Consider the following 25,296-nt stretch of genomic DNA (forward strand, 5'->3'; position numbering starts at 1 on the left):
GGTTCTGCCGCAAAGCAGACCCCGAGAGCAAGGGCAAGGTGGAGAACGTGGTCAAATACGTCAAGCGCAATTTCCTGTACAACAGGTATTACCGGGACCCGGAAACGCTCAATGACGAAGCGGTCGCCTGGCTTCACCGCACGGCCAATAACCTGCCCCACGGTACCACGGGAAAGGTGCCCCGCGATGAGCTGCAGATCGAACAGGGGTACCTCGCCCCGTTCTACCCGGTAGCCGTTCCGAAGCAGGAATACCCCGTGCACGCCGTCAGGCGCGACAATACCATCAGCTGGAAGGGCAACCTGTACAGCGTGCCGCTGGGCACCTACGCAGGCCCGGGCACGACCGTAACGGTAAAGCCTTCCGATGGCGTGATCACCGTGCTTGATGCGATGGGTAGCACGGTATGCACGCACCGCGTATCGCCGCTGAAAGGGCAGAAGATCATCCACACCGACCATAAGCGCGACAAGAGCGCCGGGGCGGCCGAAATGATGGAATGCCTGGCGGCCATGATGCCGGACAGGGATGCCGCAATGGCGTGGCTGAAACGGGTAAGGGACAGCAAACCGCGCTATATCCGTGACCAGGTGCAGGCGCTCACCCAGACGGTAAGCGCGCTGGAGCCGGAGGTGGCCGCGCGCACGCTGGAATACTGCATGGCCAACGGCATCGACGGCGCCGCCGATTTCAGGGCCATAGCGGCCCGGCTGGCCGCCCAAAGCCAACCCCGGCAGGGGGAAGCCAGGGTCATACGGATGAACCCGCTGGGCGGGGGAAGGATCCCCGGCGCTGACATACAGCCCGACAGGAGCGACATCACCGATTACGACGCACTGCTGGGAGGTGGCTGACCCTCCGGCGGCTATACAAAGGAATAAATCAGTAAACCAAAAACAATAATCATATGGAATCAGTAAAACAGGAAATCAGACAGTTGTGCGAACAGTTCAGGCTCGGGGGGATATACCCCGGGCTGGACGCCGCCCTGCAGGACGCGGAAAAGGAAAACACCGGGTATGCGGCCTTTACCCTGAAGCTCCTCAGGGCCGAGGCGGACCACCGATCCCGGCGCGATGAAGCTAAACGACTGAAAACAGCCGGACTGCCAAGGGGAGCCGACCTGGACGGCTTCGATACCACCGTTGACAACGGGATGTCGGCAAAGAAAATGGGCCAGCTCCGTGAGCTCAACTGGATAGACCAGATCTTCAACGTGGTGCTCATGGGGCCATCCGGGGTGGGAAAGACAAGGATCGCCTCAGGGCTCTGCCTGGACGCCGTGAAGGCCGGTTACAAAGCCTATTTCAGGACCATGCAGGATATCGTGAACACCCTGCGGACAAAGGACGCCGTCCCTTCCCAGAACACCGAATACCGCAGGCTCATGAAAGCAAACCTCATCGTCATCGACGATATCATGCTGTTCCCCCTGCAGAAGGAAATCGCCGTAGCGTTCTTCAACTTCATCAACCAGGTCTATGAAAATGCTTCCATCGTGATCACAACAAACAAAGCACCGACGGAATGGGCTAAAATGCTTGATGACGAGGTGATTGCAACAGCTCTACTGGACAGGATGCTATACCGGTGTGAGATAATCAGGCTATCCGGCGATAGCTACAGAATGAAAAATCGAAAATCGTTCTTTGATAATCAAAACGACTGATATACATTTGCACACGTTCTGCACTTATTGTTGCCATTGTTATGCACTCTTTGTTGCCGAAAACTATGTATTCCTGATTGCCAAAAACGCTGCACTTTTAAGTACCGCTTACAAATAATCTTTATGCGCTCCGGAATTTAGCAGACATTCGCGTATTGCTTCTTTGGGATATTCATAAGTCTCCATCCGATAGATTCCTTCATAACTAATTATGGCCTTGATATTACTTGGTGAATAGCAGATCGATGGTTTTTTCGACTTGTTCGAACAGGAAAGAGGGAATGTGACTATAGCCAAAAAGGTTCTTGCCGTGTGTCAATAATATGCAACAGCGTAATATGTTTATTTGTAACCTCGTAAAATAAGGAACTTAATTTATTAATTGGGGCTACACGAACGTTTTGATCAAAAGAACTGGCTTTGTACATTCGAGGAAAATTTGTGATTAAGTCAATCACTTTTTCAGTTTCTTCAACAAAGTCTGTCACCACTTTGTCTCCCCAATTTTCTCTTAAAAAGTCAATAAGTGCCTTAAAAGTTATTTCAAAGGTTTCGGCATACTGGACAGATAATCCCACAATTATTGGTTTAGGAGCGTATTAAGGCCTTCATATTTTTTAACTCGGCCAGCTTTTACGTCTTCTTGCGCCTTACGCACACTCGTTATGACACGCTCTGGAAAAGTAACGGACTCTTCGAGTTCATATTTGACCCCCAAAGCATCCAAAACAGCTTTGACCGCTTTTTCGGATTTTTTGTTTTCGATATGGACTGTCAACGTAGTCATCACTATAAGGTGCTTGCTAACAAAGTTACATATATGGATTCATACAATCAAAATTTTGTGCCCGCTCTCTGGAAAGGTAGGATTTTCGGAGGTGCTCAATGGAATTGAGCATATACCCGGGAGTCCGTCAATAACCCGGATTTTAGTTATGGGGAATTCGCGAGCAATCAACTTGAAGCAACCTTTTGAAATAGCAATTTGAATGTCTTTCTTTGTAAGAATAGCAGCTGTCTTATCTATTTGATTATGGGAGGAAGGGTAACCTCCGATCGGCTTGATATTCCAGAATGGAAGGTCTGCTTATAACAATTGGTTGATATGAAATTAAAAAAAGCTTCTGAAAAGCTTGAGTGAGAAAGAACGTAAGAAAATTTTCAAACTCTTGTAGAAAGAATTCACTATACCTACACCGAGGGAACAGCCTATTAAGAAGAAGTGGATGGTTTGACTGTAAGGGAGTGGATAGAAAGCGTGCAAACAGAGACGTTACCAAAAAGACTTTACAATTTTCTTAAGACGATGCCGGATATCCCTATTGCGCAAGTAGACCAACGGTATATCCGGGAAATGGTATTAAACCCCCAATTTCAGGGAGATAAGAAGCGTAACCCATACTGCGCGATTTTGTATAAGAGTGGGATGGCTATGTTGTCTGTCATCTCCAACCCCGCCGACTGCGACAAAGCGATCAAAAATGAGCACGAAATAATCGAAATAGATGGAGAGCCTGAGCGGCTGTTCTACTATTTCTTGGCTGAAACAAGAGACCAAGCTTGGGCCGAAGGCATGGCGCGCATGGAAAAGTTGGTGGAACTGGGCGAATTTAAATTGGATGGCGAAATTTATAAGGAATATTGACGAGTAACAAATGAAGGGATTCAATTCTTTAAGGTCCTCNGGCTGCTATTATACGCATGCTGGATGCTGTCTCCAAGACGCAGACCAAACGTAAGACTGTAAAGAAGACCCACCAAGTAGCTTCATACAACAATTTGAAGCAAATGGAGAGCTTTTGTAAGCGGTAATTAAGAGTGCAGAGTTTTTGGCAATTAGGAATACACAGTTTTCGGCAACAATGAATGCAGAACAATGNGCCCCGGCAGGGGGAAGCCAGGGTCATACGGATGAATCCGCTGGGCGGGGGAAGGATACCCGGCGCTGACATACAGCCTGACAGGAGCGACATATCCGATTACGACGCACTGCTGGGAGGGGGCTGAACGCCCGCCCCGACACAAACGGAAAAGGAATCAATAAATCAAGAACAATCATATGGAATCAGTAAAACAGGAAATCAGACAGTTATGCGAACAGTTCAGGCTCGGGGGGATATACCCCGGGCTGGATACCGCCCTGCAGGATGCGGAAAAAGAAAACACCGGATATGCGGCCTTTACCCTTAGACTGCTCAGGACAGAGGCGGATCACCGCTCCCGGAGAGATGAAGCAAAACGACTGAAAACAGCCGGGCTGCCAAGGGGAGCCGACCTGGACGGCTTCGATACCACCGTGGACAACGGGATGTCGGCAAAGAAAATGGGCCAGCTCCGCGAACTCAACTGGATAGACCAGATCTTCAACGTGGTGCTCATGGGACCATCCGGGGTGGGAAAGACAAGGATCGCCTCAGGACTCTGCCTGGACGCCGTGAAGGCCGGTTACAGAGCCTATTTCAGGACCATGCAGGATATCGTGAATACCCTGCGGACAAAGGATGCCGTGCCTTCCCAGAACACCGAATACCGCAGGCTCATGAAAGCAAACCTCATCGTTATCGACGATATCATGCTTTTTCCCCTGCAGAAGGAAATCGCCGTAGCGTTCTTCAACTTCATCAACCAAATCTATGAAAATGCATCCATCGTGATCACCACAAACAAAGCACCGGCGGAATGGGCGAAAATGCTTGATGACGAAGTGATTGCAACGGCTCTACTGGACAGAATGCTATACCGGTGTGAGATAATCAGGCTATCCGGCGATAGCTACAGAATGAAAAATCGAAAATCGTTCTTTGAGAATCAAAAAGACTGATATACATTTGCACACGTTCTGCACTTATTGTTGCCATTGTTATGCACTATTTGTTGCCGAAAACTATGTATTCCTGATTGCCAAAAACGCTGCACTTTTAATTACCGCTTACAATCAGCCTTATTATGAACGTAAAATATCTAAAGCAATACCTGATAGCATATAAAGAGAAATTCGCCTATATAAATAGAGAGGAACTTTATAAATGGAGAGCAGTTAAACACTTCCACGACCATTGGGACATCAATGCGTCTGATTTCTCGGAGATGCTCTCCCGGGCGATTGAAGAAACATTCAATCTATTGAAATCCGGGCAGTACTTTCCCTTGCGTATGATAGTTGCCTTTGCTGAACGGGAGCCTGAAACTATTCGGAGGCTTTTCACTGATCTTTACGATGAACAACAGGATATGGAAAGACGCATGTACCGATTTCAGCAAGTTGCAAGGGAGCTGAATCTCAAATATTTCCCCAATCGGAGAAATACATATCAGGATTTTCGAGCAATTATTGTTTACCTCTCGCTTCGATATCCGGAGATTCACTACCTGTACAAGTATAAGATGTACGAAAAGTTTTCTGAAAAACTTTACCTTACCAAGCCGAAAGCTGGCAGTTTTGAAACAATTATCCACTACTACAAGGTCTGCAATATCGTCAGGCATCACATTTCCGAGGACCAGCAATTACTTAAGCTTCATAAAGATCGCATTGGAAAGGATTGCTATTACGATGAAAACCTACACATCCTGACTCAGGATTTCATCTATGCGGTTGTCAGACACCTGGACGCCATTCAAGTTACGGATACACCTTCGCATCCCTCTATCAACTACCACGCGATCGAATCTCCTCGGGTTGCGACTGATGTCAGGGAAAATCCAAATTTTGAGGGTAGATTCGTTAATTTTCTTGAGAACAGTATAGAAGCGAAACGAATCGGTGATTTAGGTGAGCTTTGGGTCTTTGAGCAGGAAAAATTGAAGTTAGAAGCCGCGGGATTAAGCAAGCTGGCCAGGAAGGTACGTATGGTTTCAAATGAAGACGGAGACGGAACGGGATACGATATTCACTCCTATGGTTTGGACGGCAAGGATATTTTTATTGAAGTAAAAACCACAAAAGGAGCTTTGGGAAATACATTCCATGTCACCAGAAACGAACTCGAACGCAGCCGTAAAGAGGGTGATCGTTATTACCTCTATCGGGTGTATAACTTGGAAGAAAAGACTAACCGTGCGGACTGCCGAATCTTTCGTGGCGATATGAGCGATATCTGTCTAACACCTTCAACTTATCGGGTTAGGTTTAAAAACAACTAAGAGCAAGTTAGACGGAGATTGGAGGCTATGGCCGAGTTCTAATGACGAGGGCCGTTACAAGTAGAATGTAAAAGTGATTTCTTTTACCTTTATAACCACATGCAACTAGTAAACTTAAACACATACAGCAATGCACCGGAGCGGGCATTTGAAACACTCTGTTCCCAATTATTTGAAAATTGGGTGAAACGCCAATATGATGACATTTCATACTTCAGCGTAGTGAACGGAGCAGGTGGTGATGGGGGGGTTGAAGCATATGCACGACGCGGGAATGGACAAATTGTAGGTCTCCAAGCAAAGTGGTTTTTAAAATCGATAGGTAAGGGTCAAATTAGCCAGATTGAAAACTCCATAAAAAATGCTTTGGCAATAAGGCCCGACATACGTCATTATATTATCTGTATACCCCGCGACAACCAATCGATGCGAAGAGGCCAAAGGGGGAAGGTGCTAACTGAAACAGAAGAATCGAAGTTAAATGATTTACAAATTACAATAGAGTCCAGTTACGACGGCCTGAAGATCGAATATTGGTTTGAAACGCGCATAATTACGGAGATGGGACATCCCGCTAACGAAGGACTGATTCGATTTTGGTTTGAGAAAGAGGCAATTTCGTTTGATACATTGACGGCGCGATTCGAGGAGGCAAAGGCAGGCTGGTTATCCGATCGGTATTTTCCCGAGCTCCATAATAAGGACACAATTTCCAAAATCGTCAATGAGGTAACCATATCCGATCAATATTTAAAGAAAGAATTAGAATCAGTTCAAGAGGTGTTTCATAAATTGGAAACATCGGTTAATCTACTAAGCAGCTTCTTAGACGTACCTCTTGACGACGATCTGAAAGGGAAGCTGATCGCACTGGTAGATAATTTAAAGCTCACGCTTGTTCACTATCGACAACTATCACAGGAAATTGAACGCAATTGCGTCAATTCCGTGTTTGAGTACGATGAATTCAGCATATATCCAATCACGAGAAAGTTGTCGGAAGCCCGCGTTCCCAACAGATTGAGAGAGGATAAAATCAAGTTATGCAGGCTGTTGGACGAACTACATCGAATCCATCTTCCACAGTATCTGAATAGTTTTCACGAAAGATTCCAAGCCCACAATTACATTATACTCGGTCCGGCTGGCACGGGGAAAACCCATGCGTTGGCGTTTGAAGTTGAAGAAAGATTGAGATTCCGATTGCCTTCTCTTCTGATACGCGCAAAAGATTGTAAGAATTTAAACTGGAAAATGATTCTGTCAGATTCGCTCCAAGCCTGTTCGGACTGGAGCGTGGATCAATTGTTTTCCGCATTAAGTTCGATGGCCAGGGGCGCCTCGGTATCCCGTGCGGCTGGTGAAAAGGACAAATGGCTAAATCATCAACTGAAATTTCTGATATGCGTGGATGGCATTGATGAATGTGACGACCCGGCGAAGTGGGGAGAACTGATCCATGAGACCAAAGTTTGGATCGAACGATTCCCTAATATAGCCTTCCTGTTCAGCTGCCGAAACTACCCGCCAACGAATCAAGACCCTTTTTCTTTACATCGTAACGACGAACGAATAAAAAGGCAAGATGTGTACTCAGCTGACCTGCACGTATATTACAACTACCTGGAACATTTCAATATTAAATACGACAAAACGCCATGGATAATTTATTCATTTGAGAATGCCTTGTCTGCGAGGCTTTTTTGTGAGGAATACAAAGGGAAAGATTTAACTGATTTGTTTCCCAACCCGGTGTTCAATACTACCTGGGTACTGCTGGGAAAGAAGATTGAGAGGATGGAACGCGAGTATTTGAATTCCGTCAAAGACAGGTTTTCAATCAACGACCATCTGGTAGGAAGCACTCTGCAATTGATCAGCCGGTATTTTACGGAAGAAAAATCGATCGATAGAACTAGACTGAGGAAACTTTTATACAACGACCTCGAGCAGGTTTTGCCGTTAAGCGATATTGGTCATCTCCTGGATAAACTTATCGATAATGGCTTTTTATTGTCTCATTCGACCCCTTCCAATGACGGGTTGACATATAGGCAGGAATACGAACCGGGTATCCAGTCTTTTTTCGATTACCTGCTGGCGGCCCGCTATACGGAAACCATTGTGCAAGGGAAATTAAAGAATGTTCCTGAGCTGATTTTAGAGGAGCGCTTCGCGTATGTACGTGAATTAATCGCATTGGGTTTGCTAACGGATCACAATCAGCTCGTAGGGCAGGACGGGCTTTGGACGAATGATCTCAATGAATCGGAGTTGCTTCAGCTTCAATTCAAGGTACTATCAAAGGTTTCAAAAAAATTGTATCAGCAATTCGAACCATTTTTACAACAGTTGTTTATAATCGACCGTGACCGATTTGTTGAATACTTTGTTCTTCCGAATGCCAACCGTGAAGATCTAAACATCGTTGAAAACATTATTCATAAGACACTATTGGCGTTTCCAAGTCTTTACGAGCGTGACCAGTTTTGGTCAGGCCCTGATGACCATGATATTGAAGGACATTCTCATTTATCGCTTGTTTTTGAATACCGGACACTATTTATCTTATCCAAACCAAAACAGGAACCGCTATTATTCTCATGGGTATTGAGTACAACGTCCAATATAATACGAGACAAAATCAAAGCCGATTTAACTTCTTGGGCGTTAAATGAAATCGAGGGCTTCGTGGCTTTGTTAGACGTGATTTTTTTTCCGTGTCAAGACGCTCAAATCCAGGAAGAACTAGCCGGCGTGATGTACGGGCTTGCAACGTTAATTGATGGGGAGACCGAGAACGTCGATCGGCTGGTGGTTTGGATTCAAGATAATATTTTTCATCCTGAACAGATTGTAAAGATCAGAAATTCGGTCATAAGGCATGCTTGTCGCTGCTTTATGGAGAAAGCCTATCATCTCGGCATCTGTGAGGAAAAGGATTATAAGGATTGCGTTCCACCGTATAGCAAAGGTAATGATCTTCTTAAGTATCATCCAGACGGGTTTATCAGCCGCGATGGCATTTACCCAATAGAACGTGACCTTTACTGGAACAGCATTGAAGATGCTTTTAGAAATTTTGTTGAATATCAGCGTGGTGGGATACCCAATACAGAAATGAAGAATCTGTTGATAGAACATAAGTCGACGGATTCGCCTAAGGATTTTTTTACCCGTGTCGCCCTGCAGTATATAAAAGATATCGGTTGGAATAAAGCGGACGGCTTCGCTGATATTGGTCATCGTCAATTTCGTACGTTCGAGCAAAAATATTTGATTTCGGCGGTTCATGAGATACAAGGGTATTTGGCAGATCGTCTTCCTTTCTATGAAGGAAGCAACAAGAGCTTTCTGGATGATTACGGTAGAATACTTCACATCAATAACCCGGCCCACAAAGAATTGGTGAAACTTGAATATTTAAGTTCTGATAAGATTGGATGGTTTGTGCCAGAAGACTTTTCTCCTGAACTAAACTATACGACTTCAACAATCAAACAAGATATCAAGCAATGGACTACGGCCAATTTTGTTTACGATTTCGAAAAGTGGCTTCATCCTAATAAGCTGAATCTCTTTCATGAGAAGGATAAGGTCATCGATGATTGGCTGACACTGGATTCCCATCTTGCTATGCCCGAACCGAACGGAATCGGCCGTACATGGTTGAAAATTTCTTGTTTGTTGATTGATGCGGCAGACCAGCGACACCTGACATCGCTTTTAAATGAAATCGATGGAGAAAAAATCCGGTTTGCGACAGACCATCTCAACGCTGGAATAAGAGGACATGTTTATAATTCCTTATTGGACGTTATCTGGCGTAAACAAATAGAAGAACATGATACTGAAATCATGCTTGCAGAAAAAAATGGTATCGTCATCGAAGCGTATCCTACAACAACCGAATTAGTCGAACAAACGGCAACCCAAAGCGATATACATTTTAAGTTTCCATCCAAGTTTTTGCGTGAGCTCCTAGCGATCAACCAGTCCGACAAGGTTTCCTATTTTGATAGGAATCGTCGAGTAAAAGCCATTTCCCATTCTACTTATGAAAATCCGGACCTGCAGCAGAAATTGCTAATAGCTGATAGAAACGGTATGGAGTCGGCCCTAAAAGAGCACGGTCTAGTTCCTGTTTGGGTTTGCAAGGAGTTTAGGAGTACAATGACTTCCAATTCAATAGTAGACAAAAATCAAGCGCATTGGCAGAATTGTAGAATTTGGTTTGTGTTAATGGAGCAATCTAATTGCAAGGCTTATTTGATACATAGCAATTATTATGATCTTTAGTGCAGCTTTGTTAACAAATCTATTCACTTCAAATGATGAGCATAAACTTTGTAAACCATCACTTTTCTAGACAACCACATGGAAAAGCACCATCAAAAATATAGCCGGAATTACTTAAAAGCCGCCCATCGGAAGAGCTCATCTCATAAAGAAGAACTGTTAAGAGGAGGCCTGTGCGGTTGTTTTTACTGTAAGCAGCTATTTTCACCGGAGGAGATTACGGAATGGATAGAAGAGCCTAGTGGCGGACAAACCGCTATCTGTCCAAAATGTGGTATTGATTCCGTTTTAGGTGAGGAATTGCCCATTAAGGACAAATCGTTCCTGGATGAAATGAACATCCTTTGGTTCGGATAAAACAAATGGAAACGGATATGACGTTAGCTGACCTGCACACCCGCTTAGAAGAAAAAGGCATTCCGGCTGATCGATATTACCTTCATGGGCTTTACGGTTCGACAGACGATAATGACAAAATCGCGCTAACCATATATGCAGGGCGATACACCGTCCAATACGAGACATACTTTAGGGAGCATGGCGAAAAGCATTCGGTGCGTATATTTGCGACTGAAAATGAGGCCTGTGAATATGTATACGACAAGCTGATGGAGGAACAGACTTTTTTCCGTATCCGGCAAATCGAAGGTCTCTCAGGAATGACCGTTAACGAACGGCTTTGGGCGAGCGGACTAATGGACGAATTCGACGAGGCGATAAAAACGGACAAATCCATCGCAAAGAAAATATTAAGATGGTTGAAAGTGGACGAGGCCTCAATTGAAAAGATTGTAAAATAGCAAATAAAGACCCCAATATTTGGATAACAAAGTCACTCACTCCGCAGCCTCTCTCTGATAAGTTAGGTCACCGATCATGCGAGATGTTTGGTGACTGGGCGGTTTTTCATTGTTGAGTTTAATACGAAGATGAGTTAATAGTTCAGTTTCCACAAATTTGAAAAGCCAGGCAATTATTTTTAGTGATTTTTAAAAAACTTCTTCGTTTGATTTATCAGTGGACTCCTGATTCCCATAGCCATTACCTGGAAAACAAAGAAAACCGGATAGTCTAACACAAAAGACCTGTTTTATGACGGAAACCCTCTCTGAGCCGTTGTCCACTTTAATTTGACGACGTACGGTCCTTGAACTACGGCAGTTGCATAAAACTTGCACCGATAACTTTCAATCCATCGTCAAAGCGTTTCCAAACTCTGAAATAACGGAATTTTCCCTCTAATGGCGCCCCCATCACTTTTCCTTTCGCGGTCATGGTCACGATTGAGAGGGCTGTGTTGCCCGTGATTTTAATCTCGTCAATTTCTGTTGACGCGTGCTCAATAACCATTGTTTTCGCTTTATGCGAGTCTAGATCCATTTCTTTGGTTAAAACCTGCCCAGTAGGAGTAACTGCGATCAGGTCATCGTGCAACAGTTTATCGAGCATGTCGACATCACTTACAAGCTGAGCCGAAAAAAGCCTGTTTTCCACTTCCATTACATCTTCTCTGCTAATTTTTGTTTCGTCCATATTGCAATGTTTTCCGCTTTTTGATCTTGCAAGTTTTAGGTTTCTATCGTGTCTAGTTACCACTAAGACTCAAATATACACAATAACGTGTTATATAAGAGGGCTATAATCTTAGGATTTGTTTGCTTAAATGCTTGTTTTAAATCTATTTCGCATCAAACCGATAATTCTTGCCCTTGTAATGTACATGAATATAAGAGTCAGTGAAGTAATCATATAGCCGGGTGAAGTCACACAGCCCTTTAAAAGAATAAGGCAATTGCCTTTCTTGAAAATCCAAGTCCACCAAATGATGGCATACTTCATCCAGAACACCATCTATTTGCAGGTTCTTTTTGATGGTTGGGTGAATTTTCTCCAAATGTTTGGTATATAACTCTTGTCTCAGTACTTGCGGATTGACGACTTCTGTTTTTCGTTTTCTTCCTTGTTTCATGGATGCAAATTTACTATAAATATTAGTATTGTTGTTTCGGCTTATGCGAAAATTTTTTCTAACTTTACTGGCATGAACCGTAATCTTTCACATTTGCCGGAAGGGAAACAAAGCGAACTTGCCGAAATCGTTAAAATAATACGGGAGATTGCCGATCCCGCAAAAATCATTTTGTTTGGGAGTCATACATCCGACAAATGGGTGGAAGATGAGTATGTCGAGAAAGGCGCCACGTATTCATACATCAGCGACTATGATATCTTAGTTGTATTGTCAAATGGAGATAAGGAAAAAGAGCACGATGTCGCAAGCAAAATCGAAAATCGAACTTTGAAGTATAAAAATGATGTAAGTCCAATTGTTCATTCAATTGATTACGTCAACAAGGGCCTCGAAATGGGTCAGTATTTTTTTAGGGATATTGTCAGTGAGGGTGTTGTGTTGTTTGATAATGGTAAGTTTGAATTCGTTGAATCCAAACCATTAGCTAAAGACCAAGAGAAGGAATTAGCCGCTCGTCATTTTAATAAATGGATTACGAGCGGTTCCAGATTCCTTAATATAACAAGAAACTCACTAGTTGAAGCACTTAAAATTAATGATCCATTAAATGAAGTAATCTTCAACCTTAACCAAGCTGCTGAAAAATTCTATGGTGGTATTCTTTTGGTTTATACGGGTTATAAGCCGAAGACTCACAAGCTAAAGGTATATAGGAAATACTCCAAGCATATCAGTGAGGAATTAAACCAACTTTTTAAGCATCCATCTGGGGACGCAGAGGAGTATCGGTTGTTTGACATATTAAATAATAGTTATCTGGATGCGCGGTATCAAGATGACTATTTTATAGATGCCGAAGACTTAAAGAAGCTCATTGGAAAAGTGGAAAATTTGGAAAAAATGGCGTTGCAACTATGTGAGAGTAAGATAGCTGCATTATGAGCCTCCTATAATTTTCTATCTTTTCGAGTAGGGAGGTGCTTTGGTATTTTGACTTTGAATTCAAATACCTCGGAAGGTTGAATTTCCAAGGCTTTACAAACGGCCACCAAACCACTTACAGAAATATTATTCGTCCCTCGAACAATTCTGTATACTTGACTATAGCTAAAACCAGTTCGATCTTGGATATCTTCTAGCGTGATACTTTTGGCGTTCGAAACAGCCCACAATTTCTCCCTGACTTTTTTCAAGGTCTCTTTGTCTATATACTGTTCGGCCATAGACAAAGAGACATGTAAACATAAAGAAATATTATACCAAATTTGGAATATTTCAAATTACTAAGTATATTTGCTTCATTATCCATGTGGTTAGGCGTGAGAAACCAAAACTAAACATGGAATGGAACCTAAGAATACAAGCAACAGCATAACGAGCACGGCCTCCTTTATTTACTGGTCGCGTAGTTTCTCACGCTCAACCACAGTCGAGCAGGGGAGGTCTGTGCCCTGTGCTGCTCCGCATAAATACCAACTATTCCCATTACAAAACCCCATTATTAATATCATTTCCGCACCGGAGTAATAAGTGTTTCATGTTCAATCTGATCTGCCTTGGCATTAAAGCAGCAGTTCTACTTTTGATTTTCCATTCATCAAACCTACAGAATATGAAGCAAAATTTACGCTTAGGGGACTCGTATTGCCTTAAACGAATACCACCGTTTCCCCATATACATCTGCAATATGCACTTAAGAAGCGGAATAGTTACGCAGAAAACTCGCGAACAAGTCCAGCCTGTCTCCGTACTTTCTTCCCACTTTCTCCTGCCATTTACTATGAATCGACCGTGACGTATTTAGCCCGTACCAATCAAAATCTTAGTCAAAACTCGGATACCGGTTACTCGTGGCCTAGTAGACGGCAGGACAAGGGCAGGAGAAAGTCAGGCGTTGGTTTGCCTGGCCTACGGAAAGCAGGGGCAATCCCGTGCGTCATCCCACCTTCCCTTACCCTCCCTTCGGGTCCCATCCCCATATGTCCCGCATATACTTCGGTAAAAAGCCCAAAAAGCGGCACTTTAGCGAAGGGTAAGCGGCTACATAGCGGGAGAAAGGCATATACGGATAGGAGTGGGATAGCGGACGGAGCGGACAGGGATGCTACTGGAGTCTGCTTCGGGTCGGCTTCGGAGCTCAATGCCAACTCAGAGCCACCTCGGTTTGCACTTGATCTGTTCCAACCAAACCAAGGTACGACCAAGTCCAAACCAAGACCAAACCAAGGTACGACGAAGCTCCGAAGCCATCTCCAAGAATGCCCCGAAAGGGGGTGGAGTGTGGCGCGCCCGTCAACCACCTGGGATTGGTTCGAATATGGCATGGCAATCGTCCGGCTGTTGCTCGGCTGTGCTTCGGCATTTTCCCGAAGCGTTGTCGAAGGTTTCCCGAAGCCCAGTCGAACAATTGTCGAAGCGCTATCGAAGGATTGTCGAACAAGTCTCGAACAACAGTCGAACACCGGTCGAAGAAATTTCGAAGAATCATGTGTTTGGACCCATGCGAAGGCTCCAGCCCGTAGCGGGCTGGGCCTCGCTTTGGGATTGACACTGTTTCTCCTATTGGGGATGAGCAAAGGAGCGCACGCCCAGACGAACGTACAGCAAGGAACGCTCGTGGATAGCATGAGACCTTTACAGATCGGGGATTCCATTCCTGAAGCGCTATGGCACTTGCCGCTACAGGTAGCGAATCACCCGCCAACCGGCGGGAAGGATACCATCACGCTCAACGATTACCGGGATAAAAAGCTGATCGTGCTTGATTTTTGGGCCACTTGGTGCAAACCCTGCCTGCTTTCACTCGCCAAACTGGATACCATACAAGCCACCCTTGATAAAGGCGACCTTGCGGTATTGCCCGTATTGGTATACGACTACCCGAAGAATCTTCCCTCATTTGCTGAAAGGCGAGGCGGATGGCCCTGGGAATGGCCCACGGTGGTAAACGATACACTGCTCAATAAAGTGGTACTTGCCCGGTACCTCACCGGCTTCGGCACTGCATGGATTGCCGAAGGCAGGCTGCTGGCCGTACCGCATCCGAAAGCCATGACCCGCGAAAATATCCTAAGGGCAATGCGCCGGGAACCGCTTTCCATCCAGAACCGAACCGAATTACCATTAACCAACTAATTCCTTAAACCGTAAAAATGAAATTAATCCTTATCACTTTATTCGCAATTTCCATCGCGGCAAGTGGCGCGATGGGCCAACAGACACTTCGGGGTACCGTAGTCTCGGCTGCCGACGGATCGCCATTGGTGGGAGCAAGCGTGCGCTCAACGGTACGCGGTGCTTCCACCATATCGGATCATTCAGGGCGCTTCACGATAGCGGTAGCCGTGCCCATCGATACACTCCGCGTTACCTACGTGGGCTACGTATCCAAAGACACGGTATACATTGCAAGTCAATCCGCCGGTGAGATGGATATCAGGCTTATCCACGACGCATCCACGCTTGAAGAGGTGGTCATCAACACCGGATATTACGAAGTGCCTAGGGAACGGGCTACGGGTTCCTTCACCCACGTGGATAACGAACTGCTCAACCGGAGCGTAGGGCCGGATATCCTGCAGCGGCTGGAAGGTATCGCGCCGGGCGTGCAGTTTGTCAACGCGGGCGGTACTTCGCCGTCGGACATCCGCATACGCGGGGTAGCCACCATTGAATCGGACGAGACGCCGCTGATTGTGGTGGACAATTTTCCATATGAGCTTGACATTTCAACGATAAACCCTAACGACGTGGAAAGCATCACCGTACTGCGGGATGCGGCGGCTGCAAGTATCTGGGGAGCACGTGCGGGTAACGGCGTGATCGTGATCACCACCAAACAGGGGCGGTATAACCAAAAGGCCCGCATTTCGGTCAACAGCAACTTCACGATGGGAGAAAAGCCGGACCTCTACTATAACCCGAACCGGCTGCCCGGTGCTACTGTAATGGAAATTGAAAGGGAACTATTTGAACGCGGTAACTATGCCGAGCAGCCGCAGACGGTCATTCCCGCCTACGCGGAGTTGCTCATCAAACAACGCGACGGACTGATCAGCCAGGCGGATTTTGCAAAAGAGGAAGCCCAGATGAGGCAAACGGATATCCGAGACGAGGCGCTCCGCTATCTGTACCGGGGTGAGCGCCACCAGCAATATGCACTCAACATCAGTGGTGGCGGCGATAATTACCGCTATTACCTCGCTGCAGGCTATGACAGAAACAACGGCATCCTCGTGGGCAACAGCGCCGAACGACTCAACATCAACCTGCAGAATACCTTCCGGCCGCTGAAAGGGCTGGAGGTAACCACCGGGGTTTGGTACACCCAGCGGCAGACGGCAAATAACGGCATCGGCCTCTCTGATCTTGCTCCGGGCTCGGGACAGACCGTGAGCACCTATGCGCGGTTGGCCGACGATCAGGGCAATGCGTTACCAATCCCTTACGAAAGGCGGCTGGCCTATTACGACGAAGCGGCGGAACTCGGTTTGCTTGACTGGCATTTCCGCCCGCTCGACGAGCTGGCCCATACCGACCGCGGTAGCCACGATACGGAATACCGCCTCAACGCCAGCGTGCGGTACAGCTTTCTGAACAGCTTTAGCGTACAGGCTACCTATCAGTACGTGCGGCCAACGGGTACAAGTGAGACGTACTACGGGCCGGAGACCTACTACGTGCGTAACCTGGTGAACCGCTTCACGCAGGTGGACGGCGCACAGATTGTGCCTTACGGCGGCATGCTGGAGGGTGGGCTTAACGGGCTGACCAACATCCACTCGGGCCGTTTGCAGCTCAACTACAACCGTGAATTCGGCTTGCACCGCATCACAGCGTTGGCAGGCGGGGAAATCCGGCAGAGTGTCGGACAGACAAGCCCCGGGTTCCGGATATACAACTATGACCGCGACCTGCTCACCGGTACGGCCAACTTCAATTACTCGCAGTCGTATCCCACGAACCCCACCGGCAGTGCACAGCTCAGTGCGCCTTCGGTATCCATGGGCCATGTAACCGATCGGTTCCTCTCGTATTTCGGCAATGCGTCGTATACGTATTGCGATCGCTATACCCTTTCCGGTAGCCTGCGCTGGGATGGAAGTAATCTCTTTGGGGTAAAGACCAACCAGAAAGGGGTACCGCTGTGGTCCATCGGCGGAAGCTGGGAGGCAAGTAAGGAGGCATTCTACAGCGTTGGCGACTGGCTGCCGTATCTGCGGCTTCGGGCTACCTACGGCAGTGCGGGGAATGTGAATAAGCAGGTGAGTGTACTCCCCACGATAAATTATGCCTCTGATGGTACCACCGGGCTACCCTTTGCACGGGTGCGCAATATAGGTAACCCGTCGCTGCGGTGGGAGCAGGTAAACACGGTAAATGCGGCGGTGGATTTCGGGTTGTTCAACCGCCGGATACAGGGCAGTGTGGAGTATTACAACAAATATGCGAGCGACCTGATTGGGGAGGATTACCTGCCCCCATCAACGGGTGTCAGTCTATGGGCAACCAACCTGTCTAACGATATAAATTACGCTAATCTACGGACGCAGGGATGGGATGTGCAACTGACGGGCCGGAATTTTACAGGCGCATTCAGTTGGGAAACAACGGCGCTGTTCAGCCAGGTGAGGAATCGGATAACGAATTTCAATACACCGGAGGTATCGACAATAAGCCTGTATTTTTCGAGTCCGCCGCCAAGCGCGGGACAATCCAGGGACGTCGTGTATACGTATCCTTGGATTGGGCTTGACCACGAAACGGGAATGCCGCTTGTGGAAGTAGATGGCGAAATCGGCATGGAGTATACCGACTACATCCGCAATTTCCGCAAGGAAGACCTCCTCATCGCAGGCGTGCGGATACCACCGTACTATGGTTCGCTGATGAACACATTTTCATGGAATGACCTGCAATTGAGCTTCAATATCAACTGGAAAGCGGGCTATGTGTTCCGGCGCAGTTCGATCACGCCGGGCGAGGAATACTTTAATGTTTATCACATGGATTATTTCAGGCGCTGGGAAAAGCCGGGCGATGAGGCACACACGGATGTGCCTGCCCGGGCAGAAACGGTGCAGGCATACCGGAGCCAGTCGTACATGTATTCGGCGGCGTTGATAACGAAGGGGGATCACATCCGCTTGCAGGACATCCGCCTGTCCTACACGTTTGCCCGGAACCGGTTCAAGACGCTTCCCGTGGAATACATCCGCGTCTATGCCTACACGCATAACCTCGGTATCCTGTGGCGGGCAAACGGCAACGGCATTGATCCGGATTATCAGCTGGCGGAGTACACCGCACCCCGGACATTTGCGATGGGGATGCAACTTGATTTTTAACCTAAATACCAAATGACATGAACGATATAAAAACGTTAATCGCATTAATCGCATGCCTTGCACTGGGCGCATGCGGTAAGGAATTCCTCGAGGTAAAGCGCAGCAAAAGCCAGGCAGTGCCTGCGGAGATATCCGATTTCCAGGGCATACTGGACAACTGGCGGGAAATGAATAGCAGTTCTTCCCACAGGTTGGGTATAGTCGGTGCGGATGAATATTACGTTGCCGACAACCATTGGCGGGCACTTTCAGATCCCTATGAGAAAAACGGTTACATATGGGCGGACGACGTATATGAGGGAAAGGAAGTGGACGACTGGAACGCGGCGTATTACCGGATACTGTTAGCCAATATGGTGCTGGAGGGTACGGATAACATTCAGCCCTCACCCGCCGAACAGGAAGCGTGGGATAAGGTGAGGGGCAGCGCGCTTTTCTTCCGGGCGTGGAATCACTACCAGCTGGCTCAATTATTTTGTAAACCCTATGATCCCGCGACGGCATCCGAAGACATGGGGATTCCGCTGCGGCTGCAAACGGACGTGACACGTAGTGTGGGCCGCGGTACGGTCGAAGCAACCTATAGTCAGATTGTTCAGGACCTTAAAGAAGCGGCGGAGCTGCTGCCCGTGGAGTCTTTAAACAAGATGCAGCCCTCCCGCCCGGCGGCCTGCGCATTGCTTGCACGTGCCCTGCTCAATATGGGAGATTACGCGCAGGCGGGCGAATATGCAGGGATGTGCCTGTCGCTGAGGGACGAATTGGTCGACTTTAATAGACTGGATTTGACGACAAACCAGTTGTTCGTGTCCGACTACGGCGCGTCGAATCCCGAAGTGCTGTTCTTTTGTTTTGCGGCAAGCGGTACAATTACGAGCAACAGCCGGTTTCATGCGGATTCAGTGCTACTGGATATGTATGCGCCGGGAGACCATCGATTGTCCGGATATTTCCGGGACATTGGAGGCGGGAGGCAGGTGTTCAAGGGCTCCTATCAGGGGGGTACCTCATTTTTTACCGGATTGGCTACGGACGAAATGTATCTGATAGCGGCGGAATGCCAGGTTCGCAATGGGAACATACCGGATGCCCGGAACTATCTGAATACCTTGCTGGAACATCGCTACGATGCGTCGTTGTTCAGTCCGGTATCCACCGGGGACAGGGGCCAGTTGTTACGGATAATCCTGGATGAAAGACACAGGGAGTTGGTATTGCGCGGCCTGCGGTGGGAAGACCTCCGGCGGTTGAACAAGGAACCTGAATATGCAACTTCGGTGGTGAGGGAGGTGATGGCCACGCGCTATGAGCTGCCACCCGGTTCTCCACGGTGGGTCTGGCCGATACCGGACAATGAGGTGGATTTGGCCGATATCCCGCAGAACGACCGATAACGGAAGCGGGAGGAAAACATATGCTTTCCTCCCGCTCCTCTTTGTTTGGCCGAATTCGGGAACTAATTCTCCTCTTCCGGTTGCCTAGCCTCGCCTAATATGCTGACCAGCATATCACTCTCGGCTTCCTGTACCGTAGCCGGTTTTTCCGGCTGATTGTTTGGATCGCTCCTGTCGAATGACAATTCGATAGCGCAATTATGACCTTCGTTATCAAATTGCGCACAAGACGTGGAATCCTCGGCAGGGGGAGCAGGAATGAGGTTTCCGATACTCTGCAAGGCAGGATTTTCGGGATCCGTAGGAGAAGGGGTTACCTCGTACCATCCATCATCCGGAGCAGCAAACCGCTCGGCAAACTTAAACGCCGAAAACCCGATAAACGTAGCTACTAAAGCCAACATGAAAAAGTACTGTTTAATAAAATTTGTTGTTTCTGTAATCATACAATGGACTTTTCTTTCGCATTTGGAAAAAAAGCACCCCAAAAAAAGGTTTTGTTTAACTTGTGGCTTTTCAAAGCCATTACACTTGTCCGGTCACTGACGTGGAGATTCCGGTCACGTGCCTCCGCATATACCTTCGGCATATGCCAACAGACAGGATGAGTTTTTACAAGGCCCTGCGCCTGAACAGGGCGAACTTGCGAGGGAAACGCTTAGCGAAAGCAAGCAGACATCGTTTGACAATAAAGTGCCCGGCAATATCGTTCGCTGTGTCCGCTTGCCGGAATATTTGCACTGCCTTCTGATATTTCCGCCGACGGCTGCCAGGGAGTGCCGGACAAGTAAGCCATATGCCAAGGACCGCCAATAAGAAGAAAATCGCATTGAACCACAAGTGATCGTCCCAGGATAGGCCGCTGATGACCGATCCGCACCCGCAGGGGCGCTTTTCATACCAGCCGAGCACACCGAAACCGATGAACAGGGTGAAGGACAGCATCAAGATGGCAGATAACCACATGCCCTGATGTGTGCGTTTCCTGCTACGGGGCCAGGCAATCAGCGCGGCGGCACCCAGCTCGGCCAATGGCAGCAACCAGAATAGGATATCCGTACTCCACTCCGGAATCGGCTGACGCCGCAGGGTGCTGTGGAACCCCGAAAGATCCCACAGCTTCTCTACGGCTACCGGAGACCACAACGCCAGGAGAGTCAACCTGATTATACCTGCTATGATGGATTTCGTTTTCATCTTTTGTCTTCCTTTTTGAACTGCCTTTGTGCTATTTTCTTTCGAAGATAGGATAGGGAAGACCCCGCTTGGGGGGCGGGCCAGCAGCCTTAACAGGGCGCGGAAATAGGCTAGGGGGCGGTAGGAATTTAGGGGTGTGGGCTCGGCGACGCATGAAGGGCCAGTTTTGGGCGAACTAAGGGGGCGGATTCACCGCCCCCCAAAAAGTTGAAGATTTCGAAAAAACGTTACTTTCCGCGACAACTGGAAAGCAACAGCCTGAACAACTTGACAAGCGCTTCCCTTTTGTCACTGAGTCTTTCTTCGACACGGTCGGCTGCGCTGTAATACTTAGCATTGTCTGACTTTCGGAGCGAATGTGCCGAAAGCTTTACACCTTCCGGGCCACGGATAACTGCGGTATACGCTTCAGATGCTTCCTTTTTACTACCATAGGCGGCATACACGCCCGCTTCAAAATCCAGATTGAAATGCACATTTTGTTCATCCGGGGGAATATTGACGATCAATGTGCTAGCTTCTTGTACCTCTTCAAGCAGCTTTCTGTCTGTAAGCAGTTCCTTCCGTCGCTCCAAATAAGCCAATAGCTGCGCTTTCAGCGGCTTGCGCCACGTCTGGTATCCCAACTCGGTTTGCTGGTCGATGTGTTCGATATCGTTGATGAACTGGTAGATCAGTTCGAGGGCATCGATGGAGCCTCTACCATGCAAAGCTTGCACCGTTGTGCGCTCCCACCAATTGTACACGCCCATGTGGTTGTAATTGTACTGGATGAAGAACCGGAAGAGGCGCAGGTTCCAATCTTTCGGGAGCGTACTTTGGCTCAGCTCAGTAAGGACGGGCAGAAATTGCTGTAAGTATCGATAAGTGGCATAATTCAGGGTGCCAGTAGGCTGGCTCCGGATCAGGTGAAAGCCGTGTGTGATTTTATCGATGAGCACAGGGTTGACCTGCTTTTCGACCAACGCGGGTACGATGATGCGTTCCTGCCTGAGAAGTTCGTCGTTGAGTTGCCGTTCGTACACCAGTGGCACGGATGTCTTCAGGTTTATGGGGACCTGGAATTTCTGCTCGCAGAATTGCAGGGTTTCAAGAAGCCGCACGAGCATCGGTATAAGCGGCTCATCGGGGCTTGGTGGCGTATGTTGATCAATGAGCTGCACCAGATCGGCATGGAAGTTTTGGGCATCCCATACGGCTACGCGATCGGGATTGTTTTTGAATACCGTGTACACCTCGGTTTCAATACGGGTTAGTTGCTGGTCGAAGTGTTGCCATTTCGTTTCAGAGTCCGTGGGATCCGAATCGTTCAAAAGTATATCAATTTGCTGTTTAATGGAAAGTAACTGTCTAATCATAATGGTCTGCTTTAGTATCTGGGGCAGGGCAATACGGATTACTCAGTGTGATGTTATCACAACTTGCTTTTAATCAGGTATTTATTTTAATTTTTTCTTGGTTTGTTTATTTCATATCGTTACCTTAGCCTAACTAACTAATGGCCGCTCAGCCCTATTATACATAAGTATAGTCGCCGCGGGCAGGCAAAAAGTACCAATAAGCGTATGATTTTTTTTCCGGCATGGATCCATATGACACCTATACCGATAAGCAATTGTTCGAGTTTCTTGCCGAAACCCGGAAACAAAGGGATATGGAACGATTGCTCAAAGAAATCATCAGACGTTACGAAAAGCCGTTGGCAACGAAACTAAGATTGACAATTCCCTATGACGAGGACTTAATTGGCCGTATAGTGAACGACGTATTCATCGATGTGTGGAGAAAACGGCGGAAGCTGGCATCTGTGGAAAGCCCGCGGGCATGGCTGTTGAAGGTACTGAGCTTCAAGATGAGCGATGCCATCCAAAAGATGAAAGGAAGGGAGGTATATGTGGATTTCACAAACAGTGATTACCAGGAGATCCCGGAAAACCATCCTGATTTTGATGAGGAGCGTTATGAGCGGATGGTACAAAAAATCCAGGGGGCCATTGCAAATCTGCCCGTCAAACGAAGAGTCGCCTTTACGATGAGGATATTCGATGAGCTGAGCATCGCGGGAATTGCGCGGATACGGAAGCTGAGCGAGCAGACCGTTAAAAACCATGTAGGCCTCGCCAAGCAGCAATTGAAAAAGATGCTTGGAAGTGGAAAAAGCAGGAAGGAGGGTTGCAAATAATGTACAATCCGACAAATATCAAGAAGATCATCCGGCGGGGGCTGGAAAGGAAGTTGAGTGCACAGGATGCCGCCATACTCAAATCTGCCCGGATGATCTACGAAGAAAATGAACTGCTGGAGATGGAGATGGATGTGTTGGAGGAAATGGCGGCAGAAGGCCCGATGGGTGTATTGGGGCAGCAAAACATCGATGCACGCGCTATTATCCGGGAAGAGCGGAAGCAGTATATCCGTCAGTTACTTACCGGAGGTATGCGGGTATGTGCGGGTATTGCGGTGGTGTGGTTGATCGCTTGGGCTGCATGGGCCGTCAACGATTGGTGGAGTGAGCGGACGGTGCCATCTGCCTACGAAAAATTGGTGGTGGCCGGCAGCCGGATTCCCTCATCCGAATTTGCCTGTACGGTTTACTGGGACAATTCCATCACGGCAGTGGGCAAGGAGAGCAGCGGGCGCTTGGGCCGTTTTGGAGACAAAGAGTTGCACCGCCGCGACAATGGCGAACTCGAGTTGGTTCAGTTGCCATCGCAATTCGCTATTTCGGCAGGTCACCAGCCAGACATCCGGGTGGTCACCGGTGCGCAGCAGCAGTGTGCGGTGTGGCTTCCGGATGGGAGTTTGATACGGTTGGATGCCGGATCCAGCTTGTCGTTTCCGATGGAAAAACGGGGTGCTCCGAATACGGAAATCAGCGTGACGGGCCGGGCATTAATCCGGGTACGCGAACATGCGGATCAACATCCGCGGACGGTGTTGCTCCATACCCCCAATGGATCGCTGGCTACGCAGGAGGGCGAATTTACCGTGCTGGCCAGCCGGACGGATACCCGGGTGGTGCTGCTGGATGGGAGGGTAGAGGGGCAATTCCCGATCGATGACGGACACCGTATCCTCACTAATATGGGCGATCAGGTTACATACGACCGCTGTTGCACGGATGCCCAGGGAAACATCAACATGACACTCTCTGAAGTTACACGTACGGACCCGTGGCAGGCAGTGGCATGGACCACCCGGGAGAGGAATTACCGGAATGTCCCGCTCAGGGCTTTTGTCCAGGAGATGAACCGGACATATAACCTGGGGGTGAAGAGCGTAAACTGCATCCCCGAAGAAAAGACCATTACGGCTTCGATACATTTCAAGGATCCGGTAGATAAAATCTATGGCTACATCCGGAAGGCTGGGTTAATCATGTACGAGAGTAATGGCATGATCAGTTTCTGCGGTCCGGAGTTTGACCCCGGCCGGATTCGATATCCGGTTGGGATCGATGATTCGCTGGACTTGATGGACGTGTTGCATGGCCGTGATTTGCTGGCGGCGGTGCTAAGTAACCAAGATGAAAAGCGGCATTGAACCAAGCACTGAACACTCCGAAAATCCCCGATTTCAGCCATTGTTTACCCCGTCTGTCGTGCGGTATTTTGTGCCATGATACGCTTTCTGCGGTGATCGCCGGGTTACACCTGGGATTAACAAGAAGAGCCAAAAGCCGAGGCCTAATACGATAAATGGATCCGCTGTCATGTGGGAAGCGTACCCTACAATGGGTTGCTGACATACACAACTAACTTTTGCGCCTTACTTTTGCAACACACAATCTTACTGACAGATGAAGACATTGATCATGGTTATCCATCCCGACATGGCGAATTCGGTCATCAATAAAAGATAGGTTGACGAGTTGGGTAAACATCCTGAAAAATACAAAGTCCGCCTCTTGCATCAGCTTTACCCCGATGGGAAAATCGATGTGGCGGCAGAACAAAAGCTGATTGAACAATACGACAAAGTTGTGTTTCAGTTTCCGTTTTACTGGTTCAATTGTCCGCCGCTCTTCAAACAATGGCTGGATGAGGTGCTTACCTATGGATGGGCTTACAGTAGCAATAGTGGGTACAAGGTTGCGGGGAAAAAAATTGTATTAGCCCTTTCCGTTGGGATCGATGAACACGAGTGCCGCTCGGAAGCCAAGTACAAATACACGTTGGCTGAATTAACCCGACCCTTCGAACTGACTTTTGAATATGTAAAAGCCGATTATAGGCCGTTTTTGCTTATTATGGCATTGAACTGAATAGCGAAAA

23 protein-coding genes are annotated in these 25,296 nt (G+C 47.7%); 15 read left to right on the plus strand and 8 right to left on the minus strand.

The window, feature by feature from the left end:
* Both IEX60_RS15205 and istB (IEX60_RS15210) read left to right on the plus strand, forming a co-directional pair.
* On the plus strand, positions 1-854 hold an 854-nt coding region (locus IEX60_RS15205; protein ID WP_188752128.1), incomplete at its 5' end, for a Mu transposase domain-containing protein.
* 53 nt (positions 855-907) lie between these two features.
* A complete protein-coding gene (gene istB, locus IEX60_RS15210; RefSeq protein WP_188752131.1) occupies positions 908-1,669 on the plus strand; it encodes an IS21-like element helper ATPase IstB in 762 nt (253 codons plus the stop codon).
* Between the two features lie 287 nt (positions 1,670-1,956).
* Here the strand turns inward: istB (IEX60_RS15210) and IEX60_RS15215 are convergent, their stop codons facing one another.
* A complete protein-coding gene (locus tag IEX60_RS15215) occupies positions 1,957-2,247 on the minus strand; it encodes a type II toxin-antitoxin system RelE/ParE family toxin (RefSeq protein ID WP_188752133.1) in 291 nt (96 codons plus the stop codon).
* Between the two features lie 2 nt (positions 2,248-2,249).
* Positions 2,250-2,456 carry a DUF2683 family protein gene (locus IEX60_RS15220; protein ID WP_188752135.1) on the minus strand — a complete coding sequence of 69 codons (207 nt, stop codon included), beginning with the start codon at positions 2,454-2,456 and terminating at the stop codon, positions 2,250-2,252.
* 519 nt (positions 2,457-2,975) lie between these two features.
* Between IEX60_RS15220 and IEX60_RS15225 the strand changes: the two genes are divergently transcribed.
* From IEX60_RS15225 to IEX60_RS24840, 6 genes are all read left to right on the plus strand, one after another.
* On the plus strand, positions 2,976-3,314 hold the full coding sequence (locus tag IEX60_RS15225; protein WP_188752137.1) for a hypothetical protein: 339 nt from the start codon (positions 2,976-2,978) through the stop codon (positions 3,312-3,314).
* 414 nt (positions 3,315-3,728) lie between these two features.
* Positions 3,729-4,490, plus strand: coding sequence for an IS21-like element helper ATPase IstB (gene istB, locus IEX60_RS15235; RefSeq protein ID WP_188752139.1), 762 nt, complete (start codon positions 3,729-3,731; stop codon positions 4,488-4,490).
* 125 nt (positions 4,491-4,615) lie between these two features.
* Positions 4,616-5,812 (plus strand): protein NO VEIN domain-containing protein, encoded by a 1,197-nt coding sequence (locus IEX60_RS15240; RefSeq protein ID WP_188752140.1) that lies wholly within the window; start codon positions 4,616-4,618, stop codon positions 5,810-5,812.
* A gap of 99 nt (positions 5,813-5,911) precedes the next feature.
* The gene (locus IEX60_RS15245) at positions 5,912-10,111 is read left to right on the plus strand and encodes a hypothetical protein (protein WP_188752141.1); all 4,200 of its coding nucleotides are present in this window, start codon (positions 5,912-5,914) and stop codon (positions 10,109-10,111) included.
* Between the two features lie 78 nt (positions 10,112-10,189).
* Positions 10,190-10,468, plus strand: coding sequence for a hypothetical protein (locus IEX60_RS15250; RefSeq protein WP_188752142.1), 279 nt, complete (start codon positions 10,190-10,192; stop codon positions 10,466-10,468).
* Between the two features lie 5 nt (positions 10,469-10,473).
* Positions 10,474-10,911, plus strand: a complete 438-nt coding sequence (locus IEX60_RS24840) for a hypothetical protein (RefSeq protein WP_229717587.1) — start codon at positions 10,474-10,476, stop codon at positions 10,909-10,911.
* 352 nt (positions 10,912-11,263) lie between these two features.
* Here the strand turns inward: IEX60_RS24840 and IEX60_RS15260 are convergent, their stop codons facing one another.
* Positions 11,264-11,644, minus strand: coding sequence for a nuclear transport factor 2 family protein (locus IEX60_RS15260; protein ID WP_229717588.1), 381 nt, complete (start codon positions 11,642-11,644; stop codon positions 11,264-11,266).
* A 145-nt stretch (positions 11,645-11,789) separates the two neighbouring features.
* Positions 11,790-12,080 carry a hypothetical protein gene (locus IEX60_RS15265; RefSeq protein ID WP_188752143.1) on the minus strand — a complete coding sequence of 97 codons (291 nt, stop codon included), beginning with the start codon at positions 12,078-12,080 and terminating at the stop codon, positions 11,790-11,792.
* A gap of 72 nt (positions 12,081-12,152) precedes the next feature.
* Here IEX60_RS15265 and IEX60_RS15270 point away from each other — a divergent pair, with 72 nt between their 5' ends.
* Positions 12,153-13,025, plus strand: a complete 873-nt coding sequence (locus tag IEX60_RS15270) for a HEPN domain-containing protein (protein ID WP_188752144.1) — start codon at positions 12,153-12,155, stop codon at positions 13,023-13,025.
* Positions 13,026-13,030: 5 nt separating this feature from the next.
* Here the strand turns inward: IEX60_RS15270 and IEX60_RS15275 are convergent, their stop codons facing one another.
* Positions 13,031-13,306, minus strand: a complete 276-nt coding sequence (locus IEX60_RS15275) for a helix-turn-helix domain-containing protein (protein ID WP_188752146.1) — start codon at positions 13,304-13,306, stop codon at positions 13,031-13,033.
* 389 nt (positions 13,307-13,695) lie between these two features.
* On the opposite strand from IEX60_RS15275, the gene IEX60_RS15280 reads away from it, so the two are divergent.
* From IEX60_RS15280 to IEX60_RS15290, 3 genes are read left to right on the plus strand one after another with little or no spacing between them, the layout of a single operon-like run.
* Entirely contained in the window at positions 13,696-15,219 is a 1,524-nt protein-coding gene (locus tag IEX60_RS15280) for a TlpA disulfide reductase family protein (protein WP_188752148.1), read from the plus strand.
* Positions 15,220-15,236: 17 nt separating this feature from the next.
* A complete protein-coding gene (locus IEX60_RS15285; protein WP_188752150.1) occupies positions 15,237-18,431 on the plus strand; it encodes a SusC/RagA family TonB-linked outer membrane protein in 3,195 nt (1,064 codons plus the stop codon).
* A gap of 17 nt (positions 18,432-18,448) precedes the next feature.
* Positions 18,449-19,825 carry a RagB/SusD family nutrient uptake outer membrane protein gene (locus tag IEX60_RS15290; RefSeq protein WP_188752152.1) on the plus strand — a complete coding sequence of 459 codons (1,377 nt, stop codon included), beginning with the start codon at positions 18,449-18,451 and terminating at the stop codon, positions 19,823-19,825.
* A 62-nt stretch (positions 19,826-19,887) separates the two neighbouring features.
* Here the strand turns inward: IEX60_RS15290 and IEX60_RS15295 are convergent, their stop codons facing one another.
* The 3 genes from IEX60_RS15295 to IEX60_RS15305 all read right to left on the minus strand — a co-directional run bounded on the left by IEX60_RS15295 (position 19,888) and on the right by IEX60_RS15305 (position 22,380).
* On the minus strand, positions 19,888-20,271 hold the full coding sequence (locus IEX60_RS15295; protein WP_188752154.1) for a hypothetical protein: 384 nt from the start codon (positions 20,269-20,271) through the stop codon (positions 19,888-19,890).
* Between the two features lie 166 nt (positions 20,272-20,437).
* Positions 20,438-21,022 carry a MauE/DoxX family redox-associated membrane protein gene (locus IEX60_RS15300; protein ID WP_188752156.1) on the minus strand — a complete coding sequence of 195 codons (585 nt, stop codon included), beginning with the start codon at positions 21,020-21,022 and terminating at the stop codon, positions 20,438-20,440.
* 227 nt (positions 21,023-21,249) lie between these two features.
* Positions 21,250-22,380 carry a hypothetical protein gene (locus IEX60_RS15305; RefSeq protein WP_188752158.1) on the minus strand — a complete coding sequence of 377 codons (1,131 nt, stop codon included), beginning with the start codon at positions 22,378-22,380 and terminating at the stop codon, positions 21,250-21,252.
* Positions 22,381-22,604: 224 nt separating this feature from the next.
* On the opposite strand from IEX60_RS15305, the gene IEX60_RS15310 reads away from it, so the two are divergent.
* The 3 genes from IEX60_RS15310 to IEX60_RS15320 all read left to right on the plus strand — a co-directional run bounded on the left by IEX60_RS15310 (position 22,605) and on the right by IEX60_RS15320 (position 25,286).
* Positions 22,605-23,204, plus strand: a complete 600-nt coding sequence (locus IEX60_RS15310; protein ID WP_188752159.1) for an RNA polymerase sigma factor — start codon at positions 22,605-22,607, stop codon at positions 23,202-23,204.
* Complete coding sequence (locus IEX60_RS15315; RefSeq protein ID WP_188752161.1) at positions 23,204-24,565, plus strand: FecR domain-containing protein; 1,362 nt, start codon at positions 23,204-23,206, stop codon at positions 24,563-24,565. The genes IEX60_RS15310 and IEX60_RS15315 overlap by 1 nt, the downstream gene beginning before the upstream one ends.
* A gap of 328 nt (positions 24,566-24,893) precedes the next feature.
* Positions 24,894-25,286 (plus strand): NAD(P)H-dependent oxidoreductase, encoded by a 393-nt coding sequence (locus tag IEX60_RS15320; RefSeq protein ID WP_229717589.1) that lies wholly within the window; start codon positions 24,894-24,896, stop codon positions 25,284-25,286.
* Positions 25,287-25,296 lie beyond the last annotated feature (10 nt).

It is taken from the genome of Parapedobacter defluvii, assembly GCF_014642075.1.
Taxonomy (GTDB): Bacteria; Bacteroidota; Bacteroidia; order Sphingobacteriales; family Sphingobacteriaceae; genus Parapedobacter; species Parapedobacter defluvii.

What these genes read in the sequence shown, in the direction of transcription:
- IEX60_RS15275 (WP_188752146.1), bottom strand. Translation starts at nt 13,306, where the DNA reads ATGGCCGAACAGTATATAGACAAAGAGACCTTGAAAAAAGTCAGGGAG.
- IEX60_RS15245 (WP_188752141.1), top strand. Translation starts at nt 5,912, where the DNA reads ATGCAACTAGTAAACTTAAACACATACAGCAATGCACCGGAGCGGGCA.
- IEX60_RS15285 (WP_188752150.1), top strand. Translation starts at nt 15,237, where the DNA reads ATGAAATTAATCCTTATCACTTTATTCGCAATTTCCATCGCGGCAAGT.
- istB (WP_188752139.1), top strand. Translation starts at nt 3,729, where the DNA reads ATGGAATCAGTAAAACAGGAAATCAGACAGTTATGCGAACAGTTCAGG.
- IEX60_RS15240 (WP_188752140.1), top strand. Translation starts at nt 4,616, where the DNA reads ATGAACGTAAAATATCTAAAGCAATACCTGATAGCATATAAAGAGAAA.
- IEX60_RS15270 (WP_188752144.1), top strand. Translation starts at nt 12,153, where the DNA reads ATGAACCGTAATCTTTCACATTTGCCGGAAGGGAAACAAAGCGAACTT.
- IEX60_RS15220 (WP_188752135.1), bottom strand. Translation starts at nt 2,456, where the DNA reads ATGACTACGTTGACAGTCCATATCGAAAACAAAAAATCCGAAAAAGCG.
- IEX60_RS15290 (WP_188752152.1), top strand. Translation starts at nt 18,449, where the DNA reads ATGAACGATATAAAAACGTTAATCGCATTAATCGCATGCCTTGCACTG.
- IEX60_RS15300 (WP_188752156.1), bottom strand. Translation starts at nt 21,022, where the DNA reads ATGAAAACGAAATCCATCATAGCAGGTATAATCAGGTTGACTCTCCTG.
- IEX60_RS15280 (WP_188752148.1), top strand. Translation starts at nt 13,696, where the DNA reads ATGAAGCAAAATTTACGCTTAGGGGACTCGTATTGCCTTAAACGAATA.
- IEX60_RS15295 (WP_188752154.1), bottom strand. Translation starts at nt 20,271, where the DNA reads ATGATTACAGAAACAACAAATTTTATTAAACAGTACTTTTTCATGTTG.
- IEX60_RS15225 (WP_188752137.1), top strand. Translation starts at nt 2,976, where the DNA reads ATGCCGGATATCCCTATTGCGCAAGTAGACCAACGGTATATCCGGGAA.
- IEX60_RS15265 (WP_188752143.1), bottom strand. Translation starts at nt 12,080, where the DNA reads ATGAAACAAGGAAGAAAACGAAAAACAGAAGTCGTCAATCCGCAAGTA.
- IEX60_RS15305 (WP_188752158.1), bottom strand. Translation starts at nt 22,380, where the DNA reads ATGATTAGACAGTTACTTTCCATTAAACAGCAAATTGATATACTTTTG.
- istB (WP_188752131.1), top strand. Translation starts at nt 908, where the DNA reads ATGGAATCAGTAAAACAGGAAATCAGACAGTTGTGCGAACAGTTCAGG.
- IEX60_RS15310 (WP_188752159.1), top strand. Translation starts at nt 22,605, where the DNA reads ATGGATCCATATGACACCTATACCGATAAGCAATTGTTCGAGTTTCTT.
- IEX60_RS15315 (WP_188752161.1), top strand. Translation starts at nt 23,204, where the DNA reads ATGTACAATCCGACAAATATCAAGAAGATCATCCGGCGGGGGCTGGAA.
- IEX60_RS15260 (WP_229717588.1), bottom strand. Translation starts at nt 11,644, where the DNA reads ATGGACGAAACAAAAATTAGCAGAGAAGATGTAATGGAAGTGGAAAAC.
- IEX60_RS24840 (WP_229717587.1), top strand. Translation starts at nt 10,474, where the DNA reads ATGGAAACGGATATGACGTTAGCTGACCTGCACACCCGCTTAGAAGAA.
- IEX60_RS15250 (WP_188752142.1), top strand. Translation starts at nt 10,190, where the DNA reads ATGGAAAAGCACCATCAAAAATATAGCCGGAATTACTTAAAAGCCGCC.